Here is a 20,734-nt window from a genome sequence, read left to right as displayed (position 1 = left end):
AAATAATTAAGCTACATCATCTAATCTATTATCGAAACCTTCTTTTTTAGCCATATAGCTATATACAGGTAAACCTATAAGTGTTATTATAACTCCACCAATTGACATTAAAGTATTTGTCATTCCAGCAAAGAATAATTGATTTAATACTACAAATAATCCACCAGCTATAGCTACGAATGGTATAAATGGATATAAAGGAACTTTATAAGGTCTATGCATATCTGGATGAGTCTTTCTTAATTTTATAACACCAACAAATGTTAATACATAGAATGACCATACAGCAAACATAGATAAATCACTTAGTAAGTTGAATTGTCCAGATAGTGCATATAACGCAGATATAAAAGCCATTATCATTGTTGCATTAGCAGGAACATCATTTTTATTTAGTGCACCTATAAATTTATATCCTGGTAAAGTTTTTTGTTGAGCTAATGTATAAAGTATTCTTGGTCCAGTCAATAAGTAACCGTTAATACATCCGAATACAGATATTAGTATACCAATAGTTATTATTTGACCACCAACTCTACCAAATAATACTTCTGCAACAGCTGAAGCTGGTGAAGCAAATTGAGCAAGTTGATCAGCTGGTAATACAAATAAATAAGCTATGTTTATTATAACATATACAGCCATAACTAATGATAAGCCACCAACTATTGCTTTTGGTAAATCTTTTCCTGGATCTTTCATTTCTCCAGCTATAGCACCAACATTTATCCATCCATCATATGCAAATAATATTGCTATTAATAATTGTCCGAATACTCCTCCAGGACTAACACCTTTTCCTACAAGAGGCGTGAATACTGGGCTAGATGCATTTCCTTTGAATAATCCAAATCCTATTATTAAAATAAGTGGAACTAATTTACATATTGTAGAAATTGTTTGTATCATACCACTTGTTTTAGAACCAAATGAGTTTATAAAACCTATAAATAATATTACACCTGCAGTTAAAAGTATAACTAATGTTTGATTATTTCCGTTTCCAAGTAATATTGCAGATTGTTGACCGAACATTACTGATATTGCAGCTATAGTAGCTGGGAAAAATAAAACACATTGCATCCATCCTGTTAAGAAACCTAATTTCTTACCATATATTTCTTCGATATAAACCATCATACCACCAGTTTTAGGTATCGCAGCCGAAATTTCTGCAGCTGTAAGACCAGCAGTTATTGTTACTATACCTGCAACGATCCAAGCTATCATCCCAAGACCAGGTGCTCCACCTGTTAATGTAAATACTGCTTGTGGCTTAAAGAATACACCGCCACCAATTACCATACCAACAACAGTTGATAGAGCTGCAGCAAATCCAAGATTTTTTTGAAGACTCTTGTTTTCCATATTATTATTCCTTTCTTTTATTAGAAAAATTATTATATAAAATTAGTGCTTTTTTTAGCGACAAGAACCATTATAATACTTTTAAAAATAAAACAATGTTTTCTTTAAAATTTCCTTTCAAAATTCGACAAAAAAATTGGTAAATATTAAATTAAATGTAACATTTGGTAAAATATTGAAATATATTTACTTTATCTTTAAATAGTTTATTATTATATTTTTATCTAAGATAAAAAATATATAAGTAAATTATATAGGTAATATGTGGGATTGAATTTTAAAAGACACTATTATTGTTATATAGTATTTTAATAATAAATTTTTAATAAATTTTATAGAATAATAAACTAAATTAAATTTAAGAATAAATAATAAAGTATAAATTTTATTATATGTAAGGAGAAGTGTTATGTTTTATAAAAGAACATATGAAGATGTAATGTCAAATTTAAACTCTAGTCTACAGGGATTATCCGAAGATCAAGTTAATGAACTATTAAAATCTAAAGGGTACAATGAATTAAAAGAAAAAGATAAGATACCTACATATAAATTATTTTTAGAATCCTTTAAAGATCCTTTAGTAATAATATTACTTATTGCTGCAATAGTCCAAATTATATTAGGTGAAGTTGTAGAATCTATAATAATATTTGCGGTTGTAATAATAAATTCAGTATTAGGAGTTGTACAGACTAAAAAGGCGGAGGGGTCATTAGAAAGTTTAAAGAAACTATCTGCACCTCAAGCTAAGGTTATAAGAAATAATAAAAAGGTAACCTTAGAATCTAGACAATTAGTGCCAGGAGATATAGTAGTATTAGAAGCTGGTGACTATGTTCCTGCAGATGGAAGACTTATAGAAGCGGAAACATTGAAGGTTGTAGAAGGAATGCTAACTGGAGAATCAGAACCTGTATTAAAGTATACTGATGTAATAAATGAAGAAGTTGGGCTAGGAGATCAGAAAAATATGGTATTTAGTGGGTCTATAGTCGTATATGGTAGAGGGATGTTTATAGTAACTGACACTGGTATGAATACAGAAATGGGTAAAATAGCAGGTCTTTTAGAATCTTCAGAAAATAAGTTAACTCCTCTTCAACAGAAGCTAGAGGAGTTTAGTAAAAAATTAGGTATTGGAATAACTATACTTGCTTTAGTAATTTTTATAATAGAGGTTGCAAGAGCATACTTTACTAGAAATACAACAAATATGATAGGTGTAGCCTTAGATAGTTTTATGTTCGCAGTGGCCGTGGCGGTAGCAGCGATTCCGGAAGCTTTATCATCAATTGTAACTATAGTTTTAGCTGTAGGAACTAATAATATGGCAAAACGACAAGTTATAATAAGAAAGCTACCAGCAGTTGAGACTTTAGGATCTGCAAGTATTATATGTACAGATAAAACTGGTACTCTTACACAAAATAAGATGACAGTTGTAGATTATTATATGTATGGAAATGATGATGATGTATTTGAAAAAGGAAATGTACATTATAATTATCAAGCTAAACTACTGACAATGATATCAACTCTATGTAATGATTCTCATATTACTGAGGAAGGAAATGAGATAGGAGATCCAACAGAAGTTGCACTAATTACTTATTCAAATAAAAATGATTTAAATTATAGTACTTTACGAGGAAAGTATGTAAGAAAAGGGGAAATACCATTTGATTCAGATAGAAAATTAATGTCTACTGTAAATGATATTTACGGTGATGCAGTAATGTATACAAAAGGAGCCCCGGATGTATTATTTAATAGATGTAAATATGCTTTGAATAATGGTGAAGTAGTTGAAATAAATGATGAAATCTTAAATGAGTATAGAAAAGTTAATGAAGAGTTTTCAAAAAATGCATTAAGAGTTTTAGCTTTTGCGATGAAAGATGTACCAGATAAAGATTTTGTTCCTAGTGTAGAAGATGAAATTGACATGATATTGGTAGGCTTAATGGCAATGATAGACCCTCCTAGGGAATCAGTATATAGCGCGGTTAAGGAAGCTAAAGAAGCTGGTATAAAAACAATTATGATAACTGGGGATCATAAAACTACAGCTCAAGCAATAGCTAAACAAATAGGCATAATGGATGAAAGTGAATTAGCACTTACAGGTCAAGAATTAGATGCTTTAACTGATGAGCAATTAGATAAGGAATTAGAAAAAATAAGTGTTTATGCTAGGGTTTCACCTGAGAATAAAATACGTATAGTTAAAGCATGGCAAAGAAAAGGTAAGATAACTGCGATGACAGGTGATGGAGTAAATGATGCACCATCATTAAAACAGGCAGATATTGGAATCGGTATGGGGAGTGGAACTGATGTATCAAAGGATGCATCAGCAATGATACTAGTAGATGATAATTTTTCAAGCATAATAAGTGCAGTTGAAGTAGGTAGAAGTGTTTATGATAATATAAAAAAGGCAATTACTTATTTATTTGCTGGAAACTTAGGAGCGATAGTAGCAATATTGTTTGCTGTATTTGCAGATTGGAATAATCCGTTTACTGCACTGCAATTATTATTTATAAATCTAGTAAATGACTCATTACCTGCTATTGCATTAGGTCTTGAACCGCCTGAAAAAAGTATAATGAAACATAGTCCAAGAGACCCAAATGAGAGTATATTAGCAGGAGGTACGCTAAAAAGAGTAGTCTTTAGAGGGATAGTTATAGGGATTGTAACTATATTTGCTCAGTATATAGGTAATTTAACATCAGAGTACTTAGGAGTAGCTATGGCATTCTCTACATTAATAATATCTAGGATTCTTCAAACATTACCAGCAAGATCTAATGAAAGTACATTAATTCAGTTGGGGATTTTTTCTAATAAATTTGCATTAGGAGCTGTAGTAGTTTGCTTTATACTATATAGTATAACTTTAGTACCAGGTGTTAGAGAATTATTTTTAATACCAAATTCATTTGGTATTAGTCAATTTAGTATTTGTCTAGGTCTAGCGTTAATTTCAACATTTATCATGGAAATTGCAAAAATAATAAAAAAATAGATGGAATATATTATATAATTGTAAAATAGATAAATAAACAATTAGGAGAGACAGTATGACAAGAATAATAGACGCAATAGAAATGTGTGAAGGAAAAATACAAAAATTTAAAGAAGAAATTACAAAAATTGAAAAAATTATAAACAAGCAGCCTGAATTTATAATAATAAATGCATCTGACGATGAGGGAAATGCAAGGTATATAAAAGGAAAAATAACTGAGGGTGAGAAAGCAGGTCTTAAAGTAAATGCAATAAAATTAGAAGAAAATTGTACAAATGAAGATGTGAAAAATATAATTGATAAATGTAATGCAGAAAAAATTCCAGTAATACTTCAATTACCGACATTTAAGCATTTAGATACAGATAATCTAATGAAGTCGATAGATTATAGTGTTGATGCAGATGGATTTGCAAAAGAATGGATAGGAGAGATAAATTTAGGTAATGATAAAATATTAGCCCCAGCAACTCCAAAAGGCGTAATATCATTATTAGAGTATAATGATGTTGAAATACAAGGTAAAGTTGCGTTAGTTATAGGAAAATCTAATCATGTTGGTAAACCCCTATGTTCTATGCTTATGAATAGAGGTGCAACATTGATAAATGCGAATAGTAAGACAAAAGACTTGTCATCTTTAGTCCAAATTGCAGATATAATTATTTCTTGTGTAGGAAGACAAAATCTTATTAACTCGAAAGATATTAAAGAGGATGCTGTTGTAATTGGTGTTGGTTTTACTTATGTTGGTAGAAAACAGATATTAGACTTTGATGTAGATGAAGTTGTAAGTATAGGAAAAGCTAGTATGGTATCAAATAGAATAAACTGCACAGGTAAAGCTACAATAAATTCACTTATTGAAAATGTTATTGAACTGTATAAAATTAATTTTAATATATAAATAATATTATTTATGTTAATAAAAACATCAAAATAAAAGGATATCATAAAGTTAAATTACTTATACTTTGACTTTAGATATCCTTTTTATATTGTATCAACTTATATATATATATAACATAATATAATATATACATTGTCTAGTGGAGGGAGAGTATGAAAATAAAAGAACAATTTACAGGTTTAATACTTTCTATTATGTCAGGATTGTTAATAAGTTATATTCCAATTATATGTTCGGATAAATTAGAAGTTATTACAATATTAAATATAATACCAGTATATATTATAAGCAGAAAATCACCTAGTATAGACACATCATATATATTTACGTTTTATTAATTGAGTATCTAATCAAGTTGAGTCCATAAGGTTTTTATTTATTAATGGGTTATTAGGACTTTTTCTTGGTATGTTTAGTTATTATATAAGAAAAAAACTCTTGATGAGTTTATTTACAGGAATAATATTATATATTTCTATAAATGGAATCTATAATTTAATTAACTTAATATTAATATTATATATGGTTTACATCTTAATGGATTAGCTATCCAATGTATAATAATATTACTCTGTATATTATATAGTTCAATTGTATTAATGATATGTGATTATCTATATAAAAATATGATTTATATTTTAATATCATTACTATATAAAACTTAAAATAGTAAGTTTTATAAAAATAAGAAATATATATAAATACGAAAAAAATGTCTAAAAATGTTGAACAATTGCATATTTAGAGGTTATAATAGAAAAGCATAAAATAAAAATATACAATAGAAGAGGAATGAGTAAAACAAATGGAAATCTTATTAAACGTAATTGGTATAGTTGTTTTACTAGGTGCATTATTCTTATTCTCAACGGATAAGAAAGCTATCGATAAAAAAATGATAATAAAAGCACTAGTAATACAATTTATACTAGCATTTTTATTAGTAAAATTCCCTCTAGGTCAAATGGCCTTAGAAAAAGTATCTGACTTTGTAACTGCAGTTCTGGGTTATGGTGCAGAGGGATTATCGTTTATGTTTGGAACACTTGCAGATTCATCAGCGCCAACGGGAAGTATATTTGCAATAAGTGTATTAGGAAACATAATATTTGTTTCTGCATTAGTTGCAGTTTTATATTATTTAGGTGTTATAAGTGCTATAGTTACAGCAATAGGTGGAATAGTAGGAAAGGTTCTTGGAACATCTAAAGTTGAAAGCTTTGTAGCTGTTGCTAACATGTTCTTAGGACAAACTGAATCTCCAGTATTAGTAAGTAAGTACTTAAAATCTATGACTGAAAGTGAAATAATGTTAGTTCTAATATCAGGTATGGGTAGTATGTCTGCTACAGTACTTATGGGATATGCTGGTATGGGAATACCTATGCAATATTTACTTTTAGGAGGAGCATTAGTTCCATTTGGAAGTATATTAGTTTCTAAAATGTTACTGCCAGAAGATTTAAGTTTAGTTGGTAAAAGTGAAGTTAAAGATATTAAGATTGATAATAAAGGAGATAATCCGAATCTTATATCTGCAATATCTCAAGGTGCTTCAGATGGGCTTCAAATGGTTTTAGGAATAGGTGCAGCTCTTATAGCTATAACTGGTTTAGTTGCATTAGTTAATGGAGGGCTTGGAATATTTGGACTATCTTTAGAAAAGATATTATCAGTAGTTTTTGCGCCTATAGGATTTTTAATGGGATTAAAACCAGATGAAATATCTCTAGCAGGGCAATTACTAGGAAGTAAATTAGTTCTTAATGAGTTTGTTGCATTTGGTCAACTAGGAGATGTTATAAAGACATTAGAACCAAGAACTGCCATGGTGTTATCTGTATCTTTATGTGGATTTGCCAATATATCAAGTATGGGTATATGTATATCAGGAATATCAGTATTCTGCCCCGAAAAAAGAAATCAATTATCAAAACTAGCATTTAGAGGTATGATAGGTGGATTCTTAGTAAGTATATTAAGTGCATTAGTTGTAGGTCTAATCGCTGCTTTATAAAATTAATAGAATTATATTTAATCAAAAACCACTTTAAAATAAGTTAATTATTTTAAAGTGGTTTTTTTTAAAAGGAATAATATATAGATTAACATAATTATAAATATAAGGTTATGGGTAAAATGAATATAGAATATTATTCTAATTTAAAAATAATATATTAATTATTTGACATTAAGTATATAATATAAAAAAATAGAAAATAAAGACTAGAGGGGGTATACATATGATAAAAAATAGAATTGAAAAATTAAGAAAACTAATGAGTCAAAAAGAAATTTATGCCTATATAATACCATCTTCAGACTTTCATCAAAGTGAGTATGTTGGAGAGTATTTTAAAAGTAGAGAATATATATCTGGATTTACAGGGTCGGCAGGTACTATAGTAATAACTAAAGATGATGGTGGATTATGGACTGATGGAAGGTACTTCTTACAAGCTGAAACTGAACTTAAAGATAGTGGCATAAAACTATATAAGTCTGGAATGGAAGGGGTTCCTACTATTGAAGATTATTTATATGATAATATGCCGGAAAATTCAACGTTAGGATTTGATGGAAGAGTGATATCTGTTGATGAAGGAGAAAAATTAAAACATCGATTAAAAAGTAAAAATATAAAAATTTCTTACGAAGATGATTTAATTGATTATATATGGGAAGATAGATCATCGATGTCATCAGAAATAGGATTTTTATTAGATATAAAATATACAGGAGAAGATTTTTTAAGTAAATTAAATAAAGTAAGAAAATCTATAAAAGAAAATAATGCAACAATGCATATAATTGCATCATTAGATGATATAGCATGGTTATTTAATATAAGAGGTAGAGATGTAAAGTATAATCCTGTACTTCTTTCATATGCAATAATAACTTTAGATAAAGTTTATTTATTTGTTGATGATAATAAACTTACAATTGAAATGAAAGAAGAGTTAAATAAGGCAGATACAATTATAAAACCATATTTTGAAATATACGATTTTATAAAAAACATAGATAAAGATCAAGTTGTATTACTAGATAAATCTAAGATAAATTATGCAATTTATAACAATATTTCGAGTGAAATAGAAAAAGTAAGTGTACAAAACCCTACTGTATTACTTAAAGCTATAAAAAATGAAGTAGAGTTAAATAATATAAGAAAATGTCATATAAGAGATGGCGTTGCTATGACTAAGTTTATGTATTGGTTAAAAAATAATGTAGGAAAAATTGAAATGGATGAAGTTAGTATAGATGAGCAATTGCTAAAGTTTAGACAAGAGCAAGAAAACTTTATTGAGCCTAGTTTTAACACAATAGCAGGATATAAAGAGCATGGGGCAATAATTCATTATAGTGCTACAAAAGAAAGCGCATATAAATTATACCCAGAAGGATTATTGTTAGTAGATTCTGGGGGACAATATTTTGATGGAACCACAGATATAACTAGAGTATATGTATTAGGTGATATTCCTGAAGTTCAAAAAACACATTTTACAGCTGTAGTTAGAGGTATGGTAAAATTATCAATGGCTAAGTTCATGTATGGATGTAGAGGGTACAACTTAGATATACTAGCAAGAGGTCCAATTTGGGATTTAGGTATAGATTATAGAACAGGTACAGGACATGGTATAGGATTTGTTTTAAATGTACATGAGGCTCCAAATGGATTTAGATGGAGAATAGTACCTGAAAGGAATGATAGTTGTGTATTAGAAGCTGGTATGGTTACTACTAATGAACCAGGTATTTATATAGATGGATCTCATGGTATAAGAATAGAGAATGAGCTTATAACAGTTAAGAGTGATGTAAATGAATATGGACAATTTATGGAATTTGAAGCTGTTACACTTGTTCCTATAGACTTAGATGGAATTAATCCGATGTTAATGGAAAAAGCAGAAATTGATTACTTAAATGATTATCATAAGAAAGTTTATAATGAGATTTCTCCATACTTAAATGAAGAAGAAAAGGAATGGTTAAAGAAATATACTAGGGCTATATAATGAAATAAAAAGGTGTATCCTAAATTATATGGATACATCTTTTATTTTATAAAATAATTAGATAGTAAAATATATAAAAAGGGATGAGATATAACATGTCAAAATCAAAAGTAAAAACTAATGCAATGAGAATACTTGATTCGAATGATATTAAATACAATATATATTCTTATGATATTGGAAAAAAATATGTGGATGGAATTGAAGTTGCAAGTAAAATAGGTAAGGATATTAAAGTGGTGTATAAGACATTGGTAGCACAAGGTTTAAGTAAAGAATACTATGTATATGTTATACCAGTTAATGAAAATTTGGATTTAAAGAAGGCGGCAAAAGCTTCTAAAGAAAAGAATATAGAAATGATACATGTTAAAGATATTAATAAAGTTACTGGATATGTAAGGGGAGGGTGTTCACCTATAGGTATGAAAAAGTTGTATAAAACTTTTGTAAATATAAGTGCTAAAGAATTAAATGAAATTATTGTAAGTGCAGGTAAAATAGGATATCAAATTGAAATATCTCCTACTGATTTACAAAAACTAGTTAAATTTGAATTTGAAGACATTATAAAATAGACTGAGTAAAATACTCAGTCTATTTTATAATCTACTTAATATAAGTGCCTTTTGAATCTTGAGTTATGACACCTTTTTTCATAAGAATACCTAAAGCACGTTTAAAGTTTTTCTTACTAGAATTAAACACAGTGGCAATTTCTTCTGGCGTAGATTTATCATTAAATCTCATAAATCCATCATTACCCTCTAAGTAACTAATAATAGAAGATTCTAAAGTATCTAGTTCATCTTTTCTACCCTGTCTAGGAGAAAGTCCTAGTTTTCCATCTTCATATATTTTTATAACTTTTAAAGTTAACTCCTGCCCATGTTTTAACTCAGTGAAATATTCATTATGTAGTATTACCCCAGCATACTTATTATCAACTACAACCATAGCTGAATTATTCGTTTGGAATCCATATACAACTCCATTAACTGTATCTCCAATATTATATTCATGATCAGTAGTTAAGTATGAATCTATATCAGTAGTAGCTGCTAATCTTTCGCTTTTATCTACATATATATAGAATGGATATCTTTCTCCTTTTTCTAAATCATAAGTTCTAGCCTTAAAAGGAACTAGTATATCTTTAGGAAGACCGATATCTATGAAACTTCCTATTTTCGTATGAGCAACAACTTTTAACATAGAAATTTCACCAACTTTAGCTTTAGGGGCTATTAAAGTTGCAGATAGTCTATCTTCTGAATCCTTAAAAATAAAAGCTTCAACTTCATCTCCTATTTCTATACTGTTTTTTCCAAGTAATCTATTATGTAATAATATATCATCTTTAGTTTGATTAGTTTTACCATCTAAGAAATAACCAAAATCAGCTTTCCTTTTAACTTTTAATTTATTAAAATCACCTATTTTTATCAAATTAAGCATCTCCTTACTAAATTATTATTTATAATTGTGCATTTCTATATAATATCATATATTATGTGAGTTATATAAAATATTTTTTACAAAATACTAATAAATTATTGAAATAGTTAGGAAAATAAAATGAATTAATTATTAAAAGGTAATAATATAATAAAATTAGATGATTTTCTCATTAAATTTTAATACTTCATTAATACGCCTCTAATTTAAAAAATATATAATACAATTAAAGATTGGAGGTAGCTAATTATGAATATGAATGAAAATAAGAAAGAAGAAAAAGTGAATAAATTAGATATAATAGAAAAGATAAAATTAAAGAAGAAAAAAATAAAGAAAAGTATAATAATGATATTAATTTTTTCTATAATAGGAATTGGAAGTGTTGGCATAGGAGTGTTTTCATATGCAGAATCTAAAGTAAATTATACAGAAGATCAGTTAAAAGAAATTGCATTAAGTAAAATTCCAGGTGATATTATTAAAGTTGAAAAAGATTTTGATGATGATAGTTTTACCTTCGAATATGAATTTAAAATAAAGGATGAGAATAATCTACTTAGAGAAGTTACTGTTAACAGCAATAGTGGAGCTATAATAGATCTAGATGATAATTTTAGAAATAGCTATAAATATGATTAAATAATTAATATAGTAAAGTGGGGATATAATTAATATATTCCTATTTTTGTATAATAAATATAAACAAGAAAGGAATATGTTTATGAAAAAAATATTAGTCATAGAAGACGAGAAAAATATATCTTCTTTTGTAAAAATGGAATTACAATTTGAAGGATATAATGTAGTTATAAAAGAGGATGGTAAGAGTGGATTGTATGAAGCAATTAAAGAAAGTTATGATTTAATCTTATTAGACTTGATGTTGCCAGAGCTTAATGGGCTAGAAGTTTGTAGAAGATTAAAAAGAGAAAAAGATACACCAATAATTATGTTGAGTGCAAGAGATAGTGTTATGGATAAAGTTACTGGACTTCAAACTGGAGCTGATGATTATATAGCTAAGCCGTTTGCAATAGAAGAATTATTAGCAAGAATTCAAGTTGTATTTAGAAGACAAGGAGAAGCAAATTTAAAAGAAATAAAAATAAAAGATATAAAAGTTTGTAAAGAGTCTAGAATAGTAAAAAAGGGTGATAAAGAAATTAACCTTACAAATAAGGAGTATGAGCTCTTGCTATACTTAATAGAAAATAAGGATAAGGTAATTTCTAGATATTCACTTTTAGAAAATATATGGGGTTACGATTATGAAGCAGAGACTAATGTAGTAGATGTTTATATAAGATATTTAAGAAATAAATTGGATAGTGAAAATAAAGAAGAATATATTCAGACAGTCAGATCAGTTGGATATGTTATGAGGTCTTAGATATGAAATTAAAAAAGAAATTATCAGTATCTAAGGAGTTTAGTCTTGTTTCTTTGGCTATTATAGTTGCAATACTTACAATTTATACAATAATACAAGTTATAAGTTTTACTGCATTTAGCATAGAACATCAATGTGAATTGATAGACAAAACATATAATCAGTTAAGATATATGATTACTAGAGAAGGTGAAGAAAGTTATAAAGATTTAACTAATTTTATAAGTAATTTAACTGAAGATGAGTATGTTAGGGTTTATAAAAATGGAAAATCTATTTTCCAAACAAATTCAGACATATGGGATAAAATAAGTGTTAAAAATAATATAAAATATAAATTAAAGATAATAGAATATAGACCATATATATTATTAGATAAAGATATAAATAATACTTATCAAGTTCAAATTTTACAAAAAATAGATATATTAACTGATTTTTTAGAAAATTATATTTTTATATTTATAGGAGCTATTATACTTAGTATAGTACTTAGTATTTTTGGATCATTATACTTATCAAAGCGATTTGTAAATAGGCTAAAAGTTTTAACTAATACAATGAAAAATATTAAAGAAAATAATATTGATTTAAGAGTTCCTTTGTTAAATACTAATGATGAATTTGATAAAATGAATATTTTATTTAATTCTATGATGGATGAGATAGAAGATGCTTTTAACAATCAAAGTCAATTTGTATCAGATGCATCTCATGAATTAAGAACTCCTTTAACTGTTCTTCAAGGTCATTTGAAGATGTTAAATAGGTGGGGAAAAGAAGATAAGGATGTCTTAAATAATTCAATAAATGTATGCTTAGATGAAGTTAATAGAATGATAAAAATGGTTAATGATTTACTTTCATTATCAAGGGCGGATAAAGAAATTATAGATTTAAATAAAGTAGAATTAATTTATCCTAAGGATATTATCTTAGACACTATAGATAATTATAAGTTTTTAAATGAATCTATAGATTTTAAAGTTGATATAGATAGTAATATTAAAATAAAAATAACAAAAGAACATTTAAAACAATTGTTATTGATAATTATTGATAATGCTATAAAGTATAATAATAAAGATAATATAAGAATAGAATTATCTGTTTATATAGAAAATGAAAATATGTGTATATCAATAAAGGACAATGGTATGGGTATTGATAAAAAACATATCAAAAAAGTTACCGAACGATTTTATAAAGCAGATGAGGCTAGAGTTAAAAATAACTCCTTTGGCTTAGGTCTTTCAATAGCTAAAAGAATTATATTAATGTATAAAGGTGAAATAAAAATATATAGTGAAGTTAATAAGTATACAAATATCATATTGAAACTTAAAAATTCTCATTAAATTTTAATATTTTATTAAGAAATATTTAACCTCTTATATTTAAAATAAATATAACAAAGTCGATTTGATTATATTTAAAAAGAGGTGGATTTATGGATATAAATACTTTAGTGATAAATTTCATGAATCAGTATGGGCTAATAAGTATTTTTATTATTATAACTTTAGAGTATGCAAATTTTCCTTTGCCTAGTGAAGTTGTGTTGCCACTAGTAGGAATAATGATTTCTAAAGGTGATTTTAATTTTTTAGTGGTTCTTATAATATCTATATTAGCTGGTATAACTGGAAGTATTACAAATTACTTAATTGGATTAAAGTTTGGAAAATCATTAATGAAATATTTATTAAAGAAGTATCCGAAGATAAAAAAATCAATGAATGTATCAGTTTGGTGGTTAAATAAATATGGAAAAGTATCAGTTATGATATCAAGGGTAATTCCAGTAGCTAGAACTTTTATATCTATACCTGCAGGTATAAATAAAATGAATATGTACTCATTTATATGCTACTCATCTATAGGTATAGGTGTATGGAATTCTGGACTAATTGGATTGGGATATATTTTAGGTGATAATTTATCTGAAATAGGATACATAATGAAAAACTATTCTATATTAATTTTTATTTTGATATTAATTATAATAGTTACTTTGTTCTTAAGAAAAGATAGGTACATAAAAAATAATTGCTAAATATATATACTCTAAAAAGCCTCTTGAAGAAATTTAAGAGGCTTTTTAGAGTATATATATGTAATATTGAGAAAATATAAAGATAGGATAAAATATAAAAGGTTTATAAAATTATTTAATAATTAAATTAGATATAAAGTAAGGTAAAGGTATTAAAAAATTAGGCATACTAAACTTTATAAATATTAATATAAACTTAATATACAAAGTAAATAATAAAAACATTAAAAATACTAGGTTTTGACAGTTAGGAAAAAATAAAAAATAGTTAAAAAACTATTGAATAAAATCTTAAAATTTTATATAATAACTTTTGTTGTTTAGAAATTTTAAACTCAATGTTTAGTCATTATAACAAAACGAGGAGGTGTAAATATGGATATAGGTGAGAAAATTAAAAGGATGAGAATTGAAAAACAATTGACCCAAGAAGAACTTGCAAATAGATGTGAGTTATCAAAAGGATTTATATCTCAAGTTGAGAATAACCTTACGTCGCCATCCATAGCTACTCTTATAGATATATTGGAAATCTTAGGAACGAACTTAAGAGAATTTTTTAATGAAATAGATGATGAAAGAATATCTTTTACAAAAGATGATATGTTTGAAACTGAAGATGAAGAATTAAAATATAAATTAAAATGGTTAATTCCGAATTCTCAAAAAAATCAAATGGAACCTATAATAATAACATTATATCCAGGCGGTCAATATAAAGAAGAAAAGCCTCATGAAGGAGAAGAATTTGGATATGTTCTTGCAGGTTCAATATATGTACATATAGGAGATAAAAAAAGCAAGGTTAAAAAAGGAGAAAGTTTTTATTTTAAACCTAGAGCAAATCATTATATATCAAATGTAGGAAAAAAAGAAGCTAGAGTGGTTTGGGTAAGTACTCCACCATCATTTTAGGAAAGAGGTGCTATATAATTGACAGATAACATAATAAGTTTACAAGGTATATCTAAAACTTATGAAGATAATAAAGTTTTAGATGGTCTAAATTTAGACATTAAAAAGAATGAATTTTTAACATTACTAGGTCCAAGTGGATGTGGAAAAACGACTACGTTAAAAATAATAGCTGGGTTTGAATATGCAGATGATGGAAAGGTATTATTTGAAAATAAAGATTTGAATAATATACCGCCTTATGAAAGGCCTGTAAATACAGTATTTCAAAAATATGCTTTATTCCCACATATGAATATTTATGAAAATATAGCATTTGGGCTAAAAATAAAGAAAATGCCTAAGGATGAAATAGATAGAAAAGTAAGAGAAATGCTAAAGCTTGTTGCACTTGAAGGATTTGAAAAAAGAAGTATAGATTCTTTAAGTGGTGGCCAACAACAAAGAATCGCTATAGCGAGAGCATTAGTAAATGAACCTAAGGTTTTATTATTAGATGAGCCACTAGGAGCACTAGATTTAAAATTAAGACAAGAGATGCAAACTGAGTTAAAAAAGATACAACAAAAGCTTGGGATAACATTTATATTTGTAACACATGATCAAGAAGAAGCATTAACTATGTCAGATACAATAGTAGTAATGAATAAAGGTAAAATACAACAAATGGGTAGTCCTGAAGATATATACAATGAGCCTAAAAATGCTTTTGTTGCTAGATTTATAGGTGAAAGTAATATATTTGACGGAGTTATGCATGATGATTATAAAGTTGAATTCTGTGGAAAGCACTTTGAATGTGTAGATAAAGGATTCAAAAAAGATGAAGTTATAGATGTTGTAATAAGGCCAGAAGATATAAAGATGACAAGTGCGAATGAAGGAATGTTAAGAGGTATAGTTACATCAGTTGTTTTCAAAGGTGTACATTATGAGATAGAAGTTGAAGAAAATAGTAGGAAATGGATAATTCATAATACGCAAAATGCCAAGGTAGGAGAAGAACTTGGTATGAATATATATCCAGAAGATATACACATTATGAAAAAGGTAAGTGAAGTATAATGAAAAGAAAAACTAACTCATATTTAGCTTCTCCTTATGCAATATGGAGTATGATATTTATAGTCATTCCTTTATTATTAATAGTATTTTTTGGATTTACTAAGGAAGTTGATGGTAGATATATACTATCGTTAGAAAACTTCCAAAGATTAATGGATCCTATATTTTTCAAGGTATTTGCTCGTTCACTATGGCTTGCTCTAATATCAACATTACTATGTATATTAATTGGATATCCAACAGCATATATTATTTCTAAGGCAAAAGTAAGTAGACAAGGGATATTAATAATGTTATTTATATTACCAATGTGGATGAACTTTTTATTAAGAACTTATGCATGGATGTCAATATTAGGTAAGAATGGCTTTATAAACACAATTCTTACATCATTAGGATTTGAGCCCGCTAATATATTATACACAAATACAGCAGTACTATTAGGTATGGTATATAACTTTTTACCATTTATGGTACTTCCGATATACACAATACTTTCAAAAATGGATCAAGACTTGATTAATGCAGCAAAGGACTTAGGAGCAAATAGTTTTCAAGTGTTTACTAAAGTTATTTTCCCTTTAAGTATACCGGGTGTTGCATCAGGTACAACAATGGTATTTATGCCAGCGGTATCTACATTTGTAATTTCTAAGTTACTTGGTGGTGGTAAAATAATGCTAGTTGGTAACTTAATTGAGCAGCAATTTATGGCAGTTGGAGATTGGCACTTTGGATCAGCAGTATCTATATTTATGATGATATTAATTCTACTGTCAATGGCATTTATGAATAAATTTGAAAATGAATCTAGCAAAGAAGGCGGTGGATTACTATTATAAAGAAACTAACGTCTAATATATACTTAACGTTGGTGTTCATATTTTTATATGCACCAATAATGGCTCTAGCTGTTTTCTCATTTAATGATTCTAAGTCTATGGGGAAATGGGAAGGTTTTACGTTTAAATGGTATCAAAGTTTATTTCAAGATGAACGAATAATGACGGCTTTATTTTATACTATAGTAATAGCAGTTGTAGCATCATTAGTAGCTACAATAATCGGTACGATTACAGCAATTGGTATACATAATATGAAGAGGGGTAAATTAAAAAAAGTAATATTAAATGTAAATAATTTGCCGATATTAAATCCAGATGTTGTAACTGGAGTATCTTTAATGACACTATTTGTATTTTTAAATGTTGAATTTGGATTTAAAACTATATTACTTTCTCATATAGTATTTAATATTCCATATGTAATACTTTCTGTTTTACCAAAACTAAAACAATTACCTCCTAATATTGAGGATGCTGCAATGGATTTAGGCGCTACACCTATGTATGCACTTAAAAAAGTTGTAATACCTCAAATAAAGCCAGGTATAATATCAGGTATGTTAATAGCATTTACTATGTCTATAGATGATTTTGTAATAAGCTTCTTTACAGCAGGTAATGGAGTGACAAATTTATCAATAGAGATATACTCAATGACAAGAAGAGGAATTAGTCCAGAGATAAATGCATTATCTACAATAATGTTTGTTGTTGTTTTAATACTATTAATATTATCTAATGTAAGTGGTAAAAAACAGCCAGTATTAAATAAAGAATAATAAATGTTCTTGAGGAGGGTAAATATGAAGTCTAAAAAAATTATATGCTTAGCTACTATATTTGCACTAGCCTCTACATTATTAGTTGGATGTGGTAGTTCGAAGCCATCTAATCAAGTTCTTAACATATATAATGTCGGAGATTATATAGATGAAGACTTATTGACTAAGTTTGAAGAGGAAACTGGAATAAAAGTAGTTTATGAAACATATGACACAAATGAGTCTATGTATCAGAAGGTAAAAAGTGGAAGTTCAAAGTATGATCTGGTATTCCCATCAGATTATATGGTTGAAAAAATGATAAATGAAGATATGTTAGAAGAAATTGATTATAACAATATACCTAACTATAAATATATAGATGAAGAATTTAAAAATGTGCCATATGATAAAGGTGATAAGCACAGTGTGCCTTATATGTGGGGAACATTTGGAATTGTATATAATAAAAATATTGTAGATGAAGAAGATGTTAAAACTTGGGATGTACTTTGGAATGAAAAGTATACAGGTGAAATTCAAATGCTAGATTCTGTTAGAGATAGTATGGGAATATCATTAAAAAGGTTAGGATACTCAATGAATTCTACAAATCAAAATGAAATAGAAGAAGCTAAACAACAACTTATGATTCAAAAACCTATAGTACAGTCTTATGTTAATGATGATGGTAAAGATAGACTTGTAGCAGGTGAAGCAGCTATGGGTATAGTTTATTCTGGTGATGCGATTGTTTTACTTGAAAGTAACGAGGATTTAGCGTATTCAATTCCAGAGGAAGGAACTAACAGATGGATTGATGCAATGTGTATACCAAAAACTGCAGAAAATAAAGAATACGCAGAGCAGTTTATAAACTTTATGTTAGACCCTGAAAACTCAGCTCAAAATGTTGAGTATATATGGTATTCAACACCGAATACTGGTGCTATAGAAATTTTAGGAGAAGATTATACTGAAGATCCTATAATGAATCCTTCTAAAGAAGTTATAGAAAAAACTGAAGTTTTCTCTGATTTAAGTATGGATGTACTAAAACTATATGATAATGCATGGATAGAAGTTAAATGCGAATAAGAAATAAAAAGGTCTGATTGAATTCAATCAGACCTTTTTATTTTTTATTGATTTTTAATACTATTAAATTTACACTTATTAAAGTATATGATTAATATACTTGTAAGAGTAGATTCGATTATTATATTATAAAATATTAATTTTATATCATGTAATGAATTTAATATTCGTATAAATAGATTATCGATTGGTGTAATTTAAATAAAATTTATACATAATAAAGGCGATTAGTAAGAATATAGTATAATATATAAGTAATAAAGATAAGGAGGGGTTATGGGGAAGAAAAAGATAAAACATCTAAAAAGAAGAAAAATAAGAAAGAAAAAAGTAAAAAAAATTATCTCTATAGTTATTAGTTTAATTTTTATAATCGTATTGGTTGTAGGACTAAAGTATGCAATTGAGATGTTTAAAGCTAAAAATATAGAAGACTCTAAAATTGAATTTTACATGGATGTAGCAGATGAAGCAGGCAAACAAGAAACTCAAATTAATTGGAAAGAGCTTCTGGCTATTGATATGGTGATATATAATAATGATTTAAGTAAGGTAAAGAAAAGTGAAGTCTTAAATAGGGCTAAAAAGTTTTTAAATAAATCTAAAGATGAAAATGGTAATTATACTTATACATTGAAGTCTATAAAAGAAGTTCTAAATGAATTAAACTTTGATGAGAAGCAAAAATCAAAAGTAGAAAAAAATCTAAAAAGTTTAGAATATTTATGCTTAGGTAATATAAAGTTTACTGAAAATAGTCCAGAAATTATATTTATAAACAAAATAGAGGATATTGCTATAAAAAATTATAATGAATATAAAATACTACCGTCTATAACTATAAGTCAATGTATACTAGAGTCTGGGTGGGGAAACTCTGAACTTGCTAAACAAGGAAATAATTTATTTGGAATAAAAGCAGATTCATCTTGGGATGGAGAAAAAATAAGCATGGAAACATCTGAAAATTATGATGATAAAATAATAGCAACCTTCAGGGTGTATCCGTCTGTTGATCAGTCTATAAAAGATCATGGTAAGTTCTTAAAGGAAAATCCTAGATATGAAAAAAATGGTCTTTTTGAAGCTAAACACTATACTACTCAAGCTCAGGCTTTAGAGGATGCTGGATATAGTACTAAAGAAAATGAATATGGTGAAAAGATATATGCAGATATGTTGATTAAACTTATTAGAAAGTATAACTTACAGTTGGTTGATTCTAAATTATATAGATAAAAAATATTTTGATATTGAATGCAGTAATTAGATACATACTAATGGATAAATAAGTCTAGTTTTAAATAGGCTTATTTATCCAAATTAATATAATAATTTTTAGTATGAATAAATAAGGAAAAATGATATATAATATTAAAGCAAGGTAAAAAATATAATAAATTAAAAAAATATTAAAAAACTATTGACTAAAAAATACAAAAATGATAAAGTATAACTTGTCTGAAAGATAAGAAGACAAAATTAAGAACTTTGAAAATTAAACAGTAGGTTAATTTATATAACTAATTCTTATTTAAGAATTAAAACACAAACAACCAAGCCAGATATTCAGATAATGATTAGCTGAGCGATGGACAACTTTTGAGCATCGGGATATTCTCGTAGAGAATAGACGATGGCGAAATGAACGAAAGTGAATTTTATTTGAGAGTTTGATCCTGGCTCAGGATGAACGCTGGCGGCGTGCCTAACACATGCAAGTCGAGCGAACTTCTTCGGAAGTGAGCGGCGGACGGGTGAGTAACGCGTGGGTAACCTGCCCTATACACA

Annotated in this window: 18 protein-coding genes and 1 rRNA gene; 17 read left to right on the top strand and 2 right to left on the bottom strand. The window is 27.4% G+C overall.

Annotated features, from left to right (window positions below):
- Positions 1-6: 6 nt before the first annotated feature.
- Entirely contained in the window at positions 7-1,368 is a 1,362-nt protein-coding gene (locus EIH23_RS13650) for an APC family permease (RefSeq protein ID WP_122640990.1), read from the bottom strand.
- 409 nt (positions 1,369-1,777) lie between these two features.
- On the opposite strand from EIH23_RS13650, the gene EIH23_RS13645 reads away from it, so the two are divergent.
- The 6 genes from EIH23_RS13645 (at position 1,778) to ybaK (ending at position 9,930) form a co-directional block, all read left to right on the top strand.
- The gene (locus EIH23_RS13645; protein WP_122640989.1) at positions 1,778-4,405 is read left to right on the top strand and encodes a cation-translocating P-type ATPase; all 2,628 of its coding nucleotides are present in this window, start codon (positions 1,778-1,780) and stop codon (positions 4,403-4,405) included.
- A 55-nt stretch (positions 4,406-4,460) separates the two neighbouring features.
- Positions 4,461-5,315: a bifunctional 5,10-methylenetetrahydrofolate dehydrogenase/5,10-methenyltetrahydrofolate cyclohydrolase gene (locus EIH23_RS13640; RefSeq protein ID WP_122640988.1), complete on the top strand. Its 855-nt coding sequence runs from the start codon at positions 4,461-4,463 to the stop codon at positions 5,313-5,315.
- 155 nt (positions 5,316-5,470) lie between these two features.
- Positions 5,471-5,656: a hypothetical protein gene (locus EIH23_RS13635; protein WP_122640987.1), complete on the top strand. Its 186-nt coding sequence runs from the start codon at positions 5,471-5,473 to the stop codon at positions 5,654-5,656.
- A gap of 467 nt (positions 5,657-6,123) precedes the next feature.
- Complete coding sequence (locus EIH23_RS13630; protein ID WP_122640986.1) at positions 6,124-7,335, top strand: NupC/NupG family nucleoside CNT transporter; 1,212 nt, start codon at positions 6,124-6,126, stop codon at positions 7,333-7,335.
- A 226-nt stretch (positions 7,336-7,561) separates the two neighbouring features.
- Positions 7,562-9,352 (top strand): aminopeptidase P family protein, encoded by a 1,791-nt coding sequence (locus EIH23_RS13625; protein WP_122640985.1) that lies wholly within the window; start codon positions 7,562-7,564, stop codon positions 9,350-9,352.
- Positions 9,353-9,447: 95 nt separating this feature from the next.
- Positions 9,448-9,930 (top strand): Cys-tRNA(Pro) deacylase, encoded by a 483-nt coding sequence (gene ybaK / locus EIH23_RS13620; RefSeq protein WP_122640984.1) that lies wholly within the window; start codon positions 9,448-9,450, stop codon positions 9,928-9,930.
- 31 nt (positions 9,931-9,961) lie between these two features.
- On the opposite strand, the gene EIH23_RS13615 is transcribed toward ybaK, so the two are convergent.
- A complete protein-coding gene (locus EIH23_RS13615; RefSeq protein WP_122640983.1) occupies positions 9,962-10,801 on the bottom strand; it encodes a CvfB family protein in 840 nt (279 codons plus the stop codon).
- 258 nt (positions 10,802-11,059) lie between these two features.
- On the opposite strand from EIH23_RS13615, the gene EIH23_RS13610 reads away from it, so the two are divergent.
- The 11 genes from EIH23_RS13610 to EIH23_RS13560 all read left to right on the top strand — a co-directional run.
- On the top strand, positions 11,060-11,452 hold the full coding sequence (locus EIH23_RS13610; RefSeq protein WP_122640982.1) for a PepSY domain-containing protein: 393 nt from the start codon (positions 11,060-11,062) through the stop codon (positions 11,450-11,452).
- Between the two features lie 82 nt (positions 11,453-11,534).
- Entirely contained in the window at positions 11,535-12,203 is a 669-nt protein-coding gene (locus EIH23_RS13605) for a response regulator transcription factor (RefSeq protein WP_122640981.1), read from the top strand.
- A 2-nt stretch (positions 12,204-12,205) separates the two neighbouring features.
- On the top strand, positions 12,206-13,561 hold the full coding sequence (locus EIH23_RS13600; RefSeq protein WP_122640980.1) for a sensor histidine kinase: 1,356 nt from the start codon (positions 12,206-12,208) through the stop codon (positions 13,559-13,561).
- A gap of 92 nt (positions 13,562-13,653) precedes the next feature.
- On the top strand, positions 13,654-14,259 hold the full coding sequence (locus tag EIH23_RS13595) for a DedA family protein (RefSeq protein ID WP_122640979.1): 606 nt from the start codon (positions 13,654-13,656) through the stop codon (positions 14,257-14,259).
- Positions 14,260-14,634: 375 nt separating this feature from the next.
- Positions 14,635-15,174, top strand: a complete 540-nt coding sequence (locus EIH23_RS13590) for a helix-turn-helix domain-containing protein (protein ID WP_122640978.1) — start codon at positions 14,635-14,637, stop codon at positions 15,172-15,174.
- Between the two features lie 18 nt (positions 15,175-15,192).
- A complete protein-coding gene (gene potA, locus EIH23_RS13585) occupies positions 15,193-16,239 on the top strand; it encodes a spermidine/putrescine ABC transporter ATP-binding protein (RefSeq protein ID WP_122640977.1) in 1,047 nt (348 codons plus the stop codon).
- Positions 16,239-17,081: an ABC transporter permease gene (locus EIH23_RS13580; RefSeq protein ID WP_122640975.1), complete on the top strand. Its 843-nt coding sequence runs from the start codon at positions 16,239-16,241 to the stop codon at positions 17,079-17,081. Before potA ends, EIH23_RS13580 begins: the two co-directional genes overlap by 1 nt.
- 98 nt (positions 17,082-17,179) lie before the next feature.
- On the top strand, positions 17,180-17,863 hold the full coding sequence (locus EIH23_RS13575) for an ABC transporter permease (RefSeq protein ID WP_334294993.1): 684 nt from the start codon (positions 17,180-17,182) through the stop codon (positions 17,861-17,863).
- 24 nt (positions 17,864-17,887) lie between these two features.
- Complete coding sequence (locus EIH23_RS13570) at positions 17,888-18,943, top strand: ABC transporter substrate-binding protein (RefSeq protein WP_122640971.1); 1,056 nt, start codon at positions 17,888-17,890, stop codon at positions 18,941-18,943.
- A gap of 276 nt (positions 18,944-19,219) precedes the next feature.
- On the top strand, positions 19,220-20,182 hold the full coding sequence (locus tag EIH23_RS13565) for a glycoside hydrolase family 73 protein (RefSeq protein ID WP_122640969.1): 963 nt from the start codon (positions 19,220-19,222) through the stop codon (positions 20,180-20,182).
- Positions 20,183-20,604: 422 nt separating this feature from the next.
- Positions 20,605-20,734: ribosomal RNA gene (locus EIH23_RS13560) — 16S ribosomal RNA — on the top strand; the annotation flags it as partial.

The sequence above is a fragment of the Romboutsia sp. Marseille-P6047 genome (genome assembly GCF_900604535.1).
Classification (GTDB): Bacteria; Bacillota; Clostridia; order Peptostreptococcales; family Peptostreptococcaceae; genus Romboutsia_E.
The sequence above is the reverse complement of the archived record's forward strand: the minus strand, read 5'-3'. Positions and strand labels throughout refer to the sequence as shown.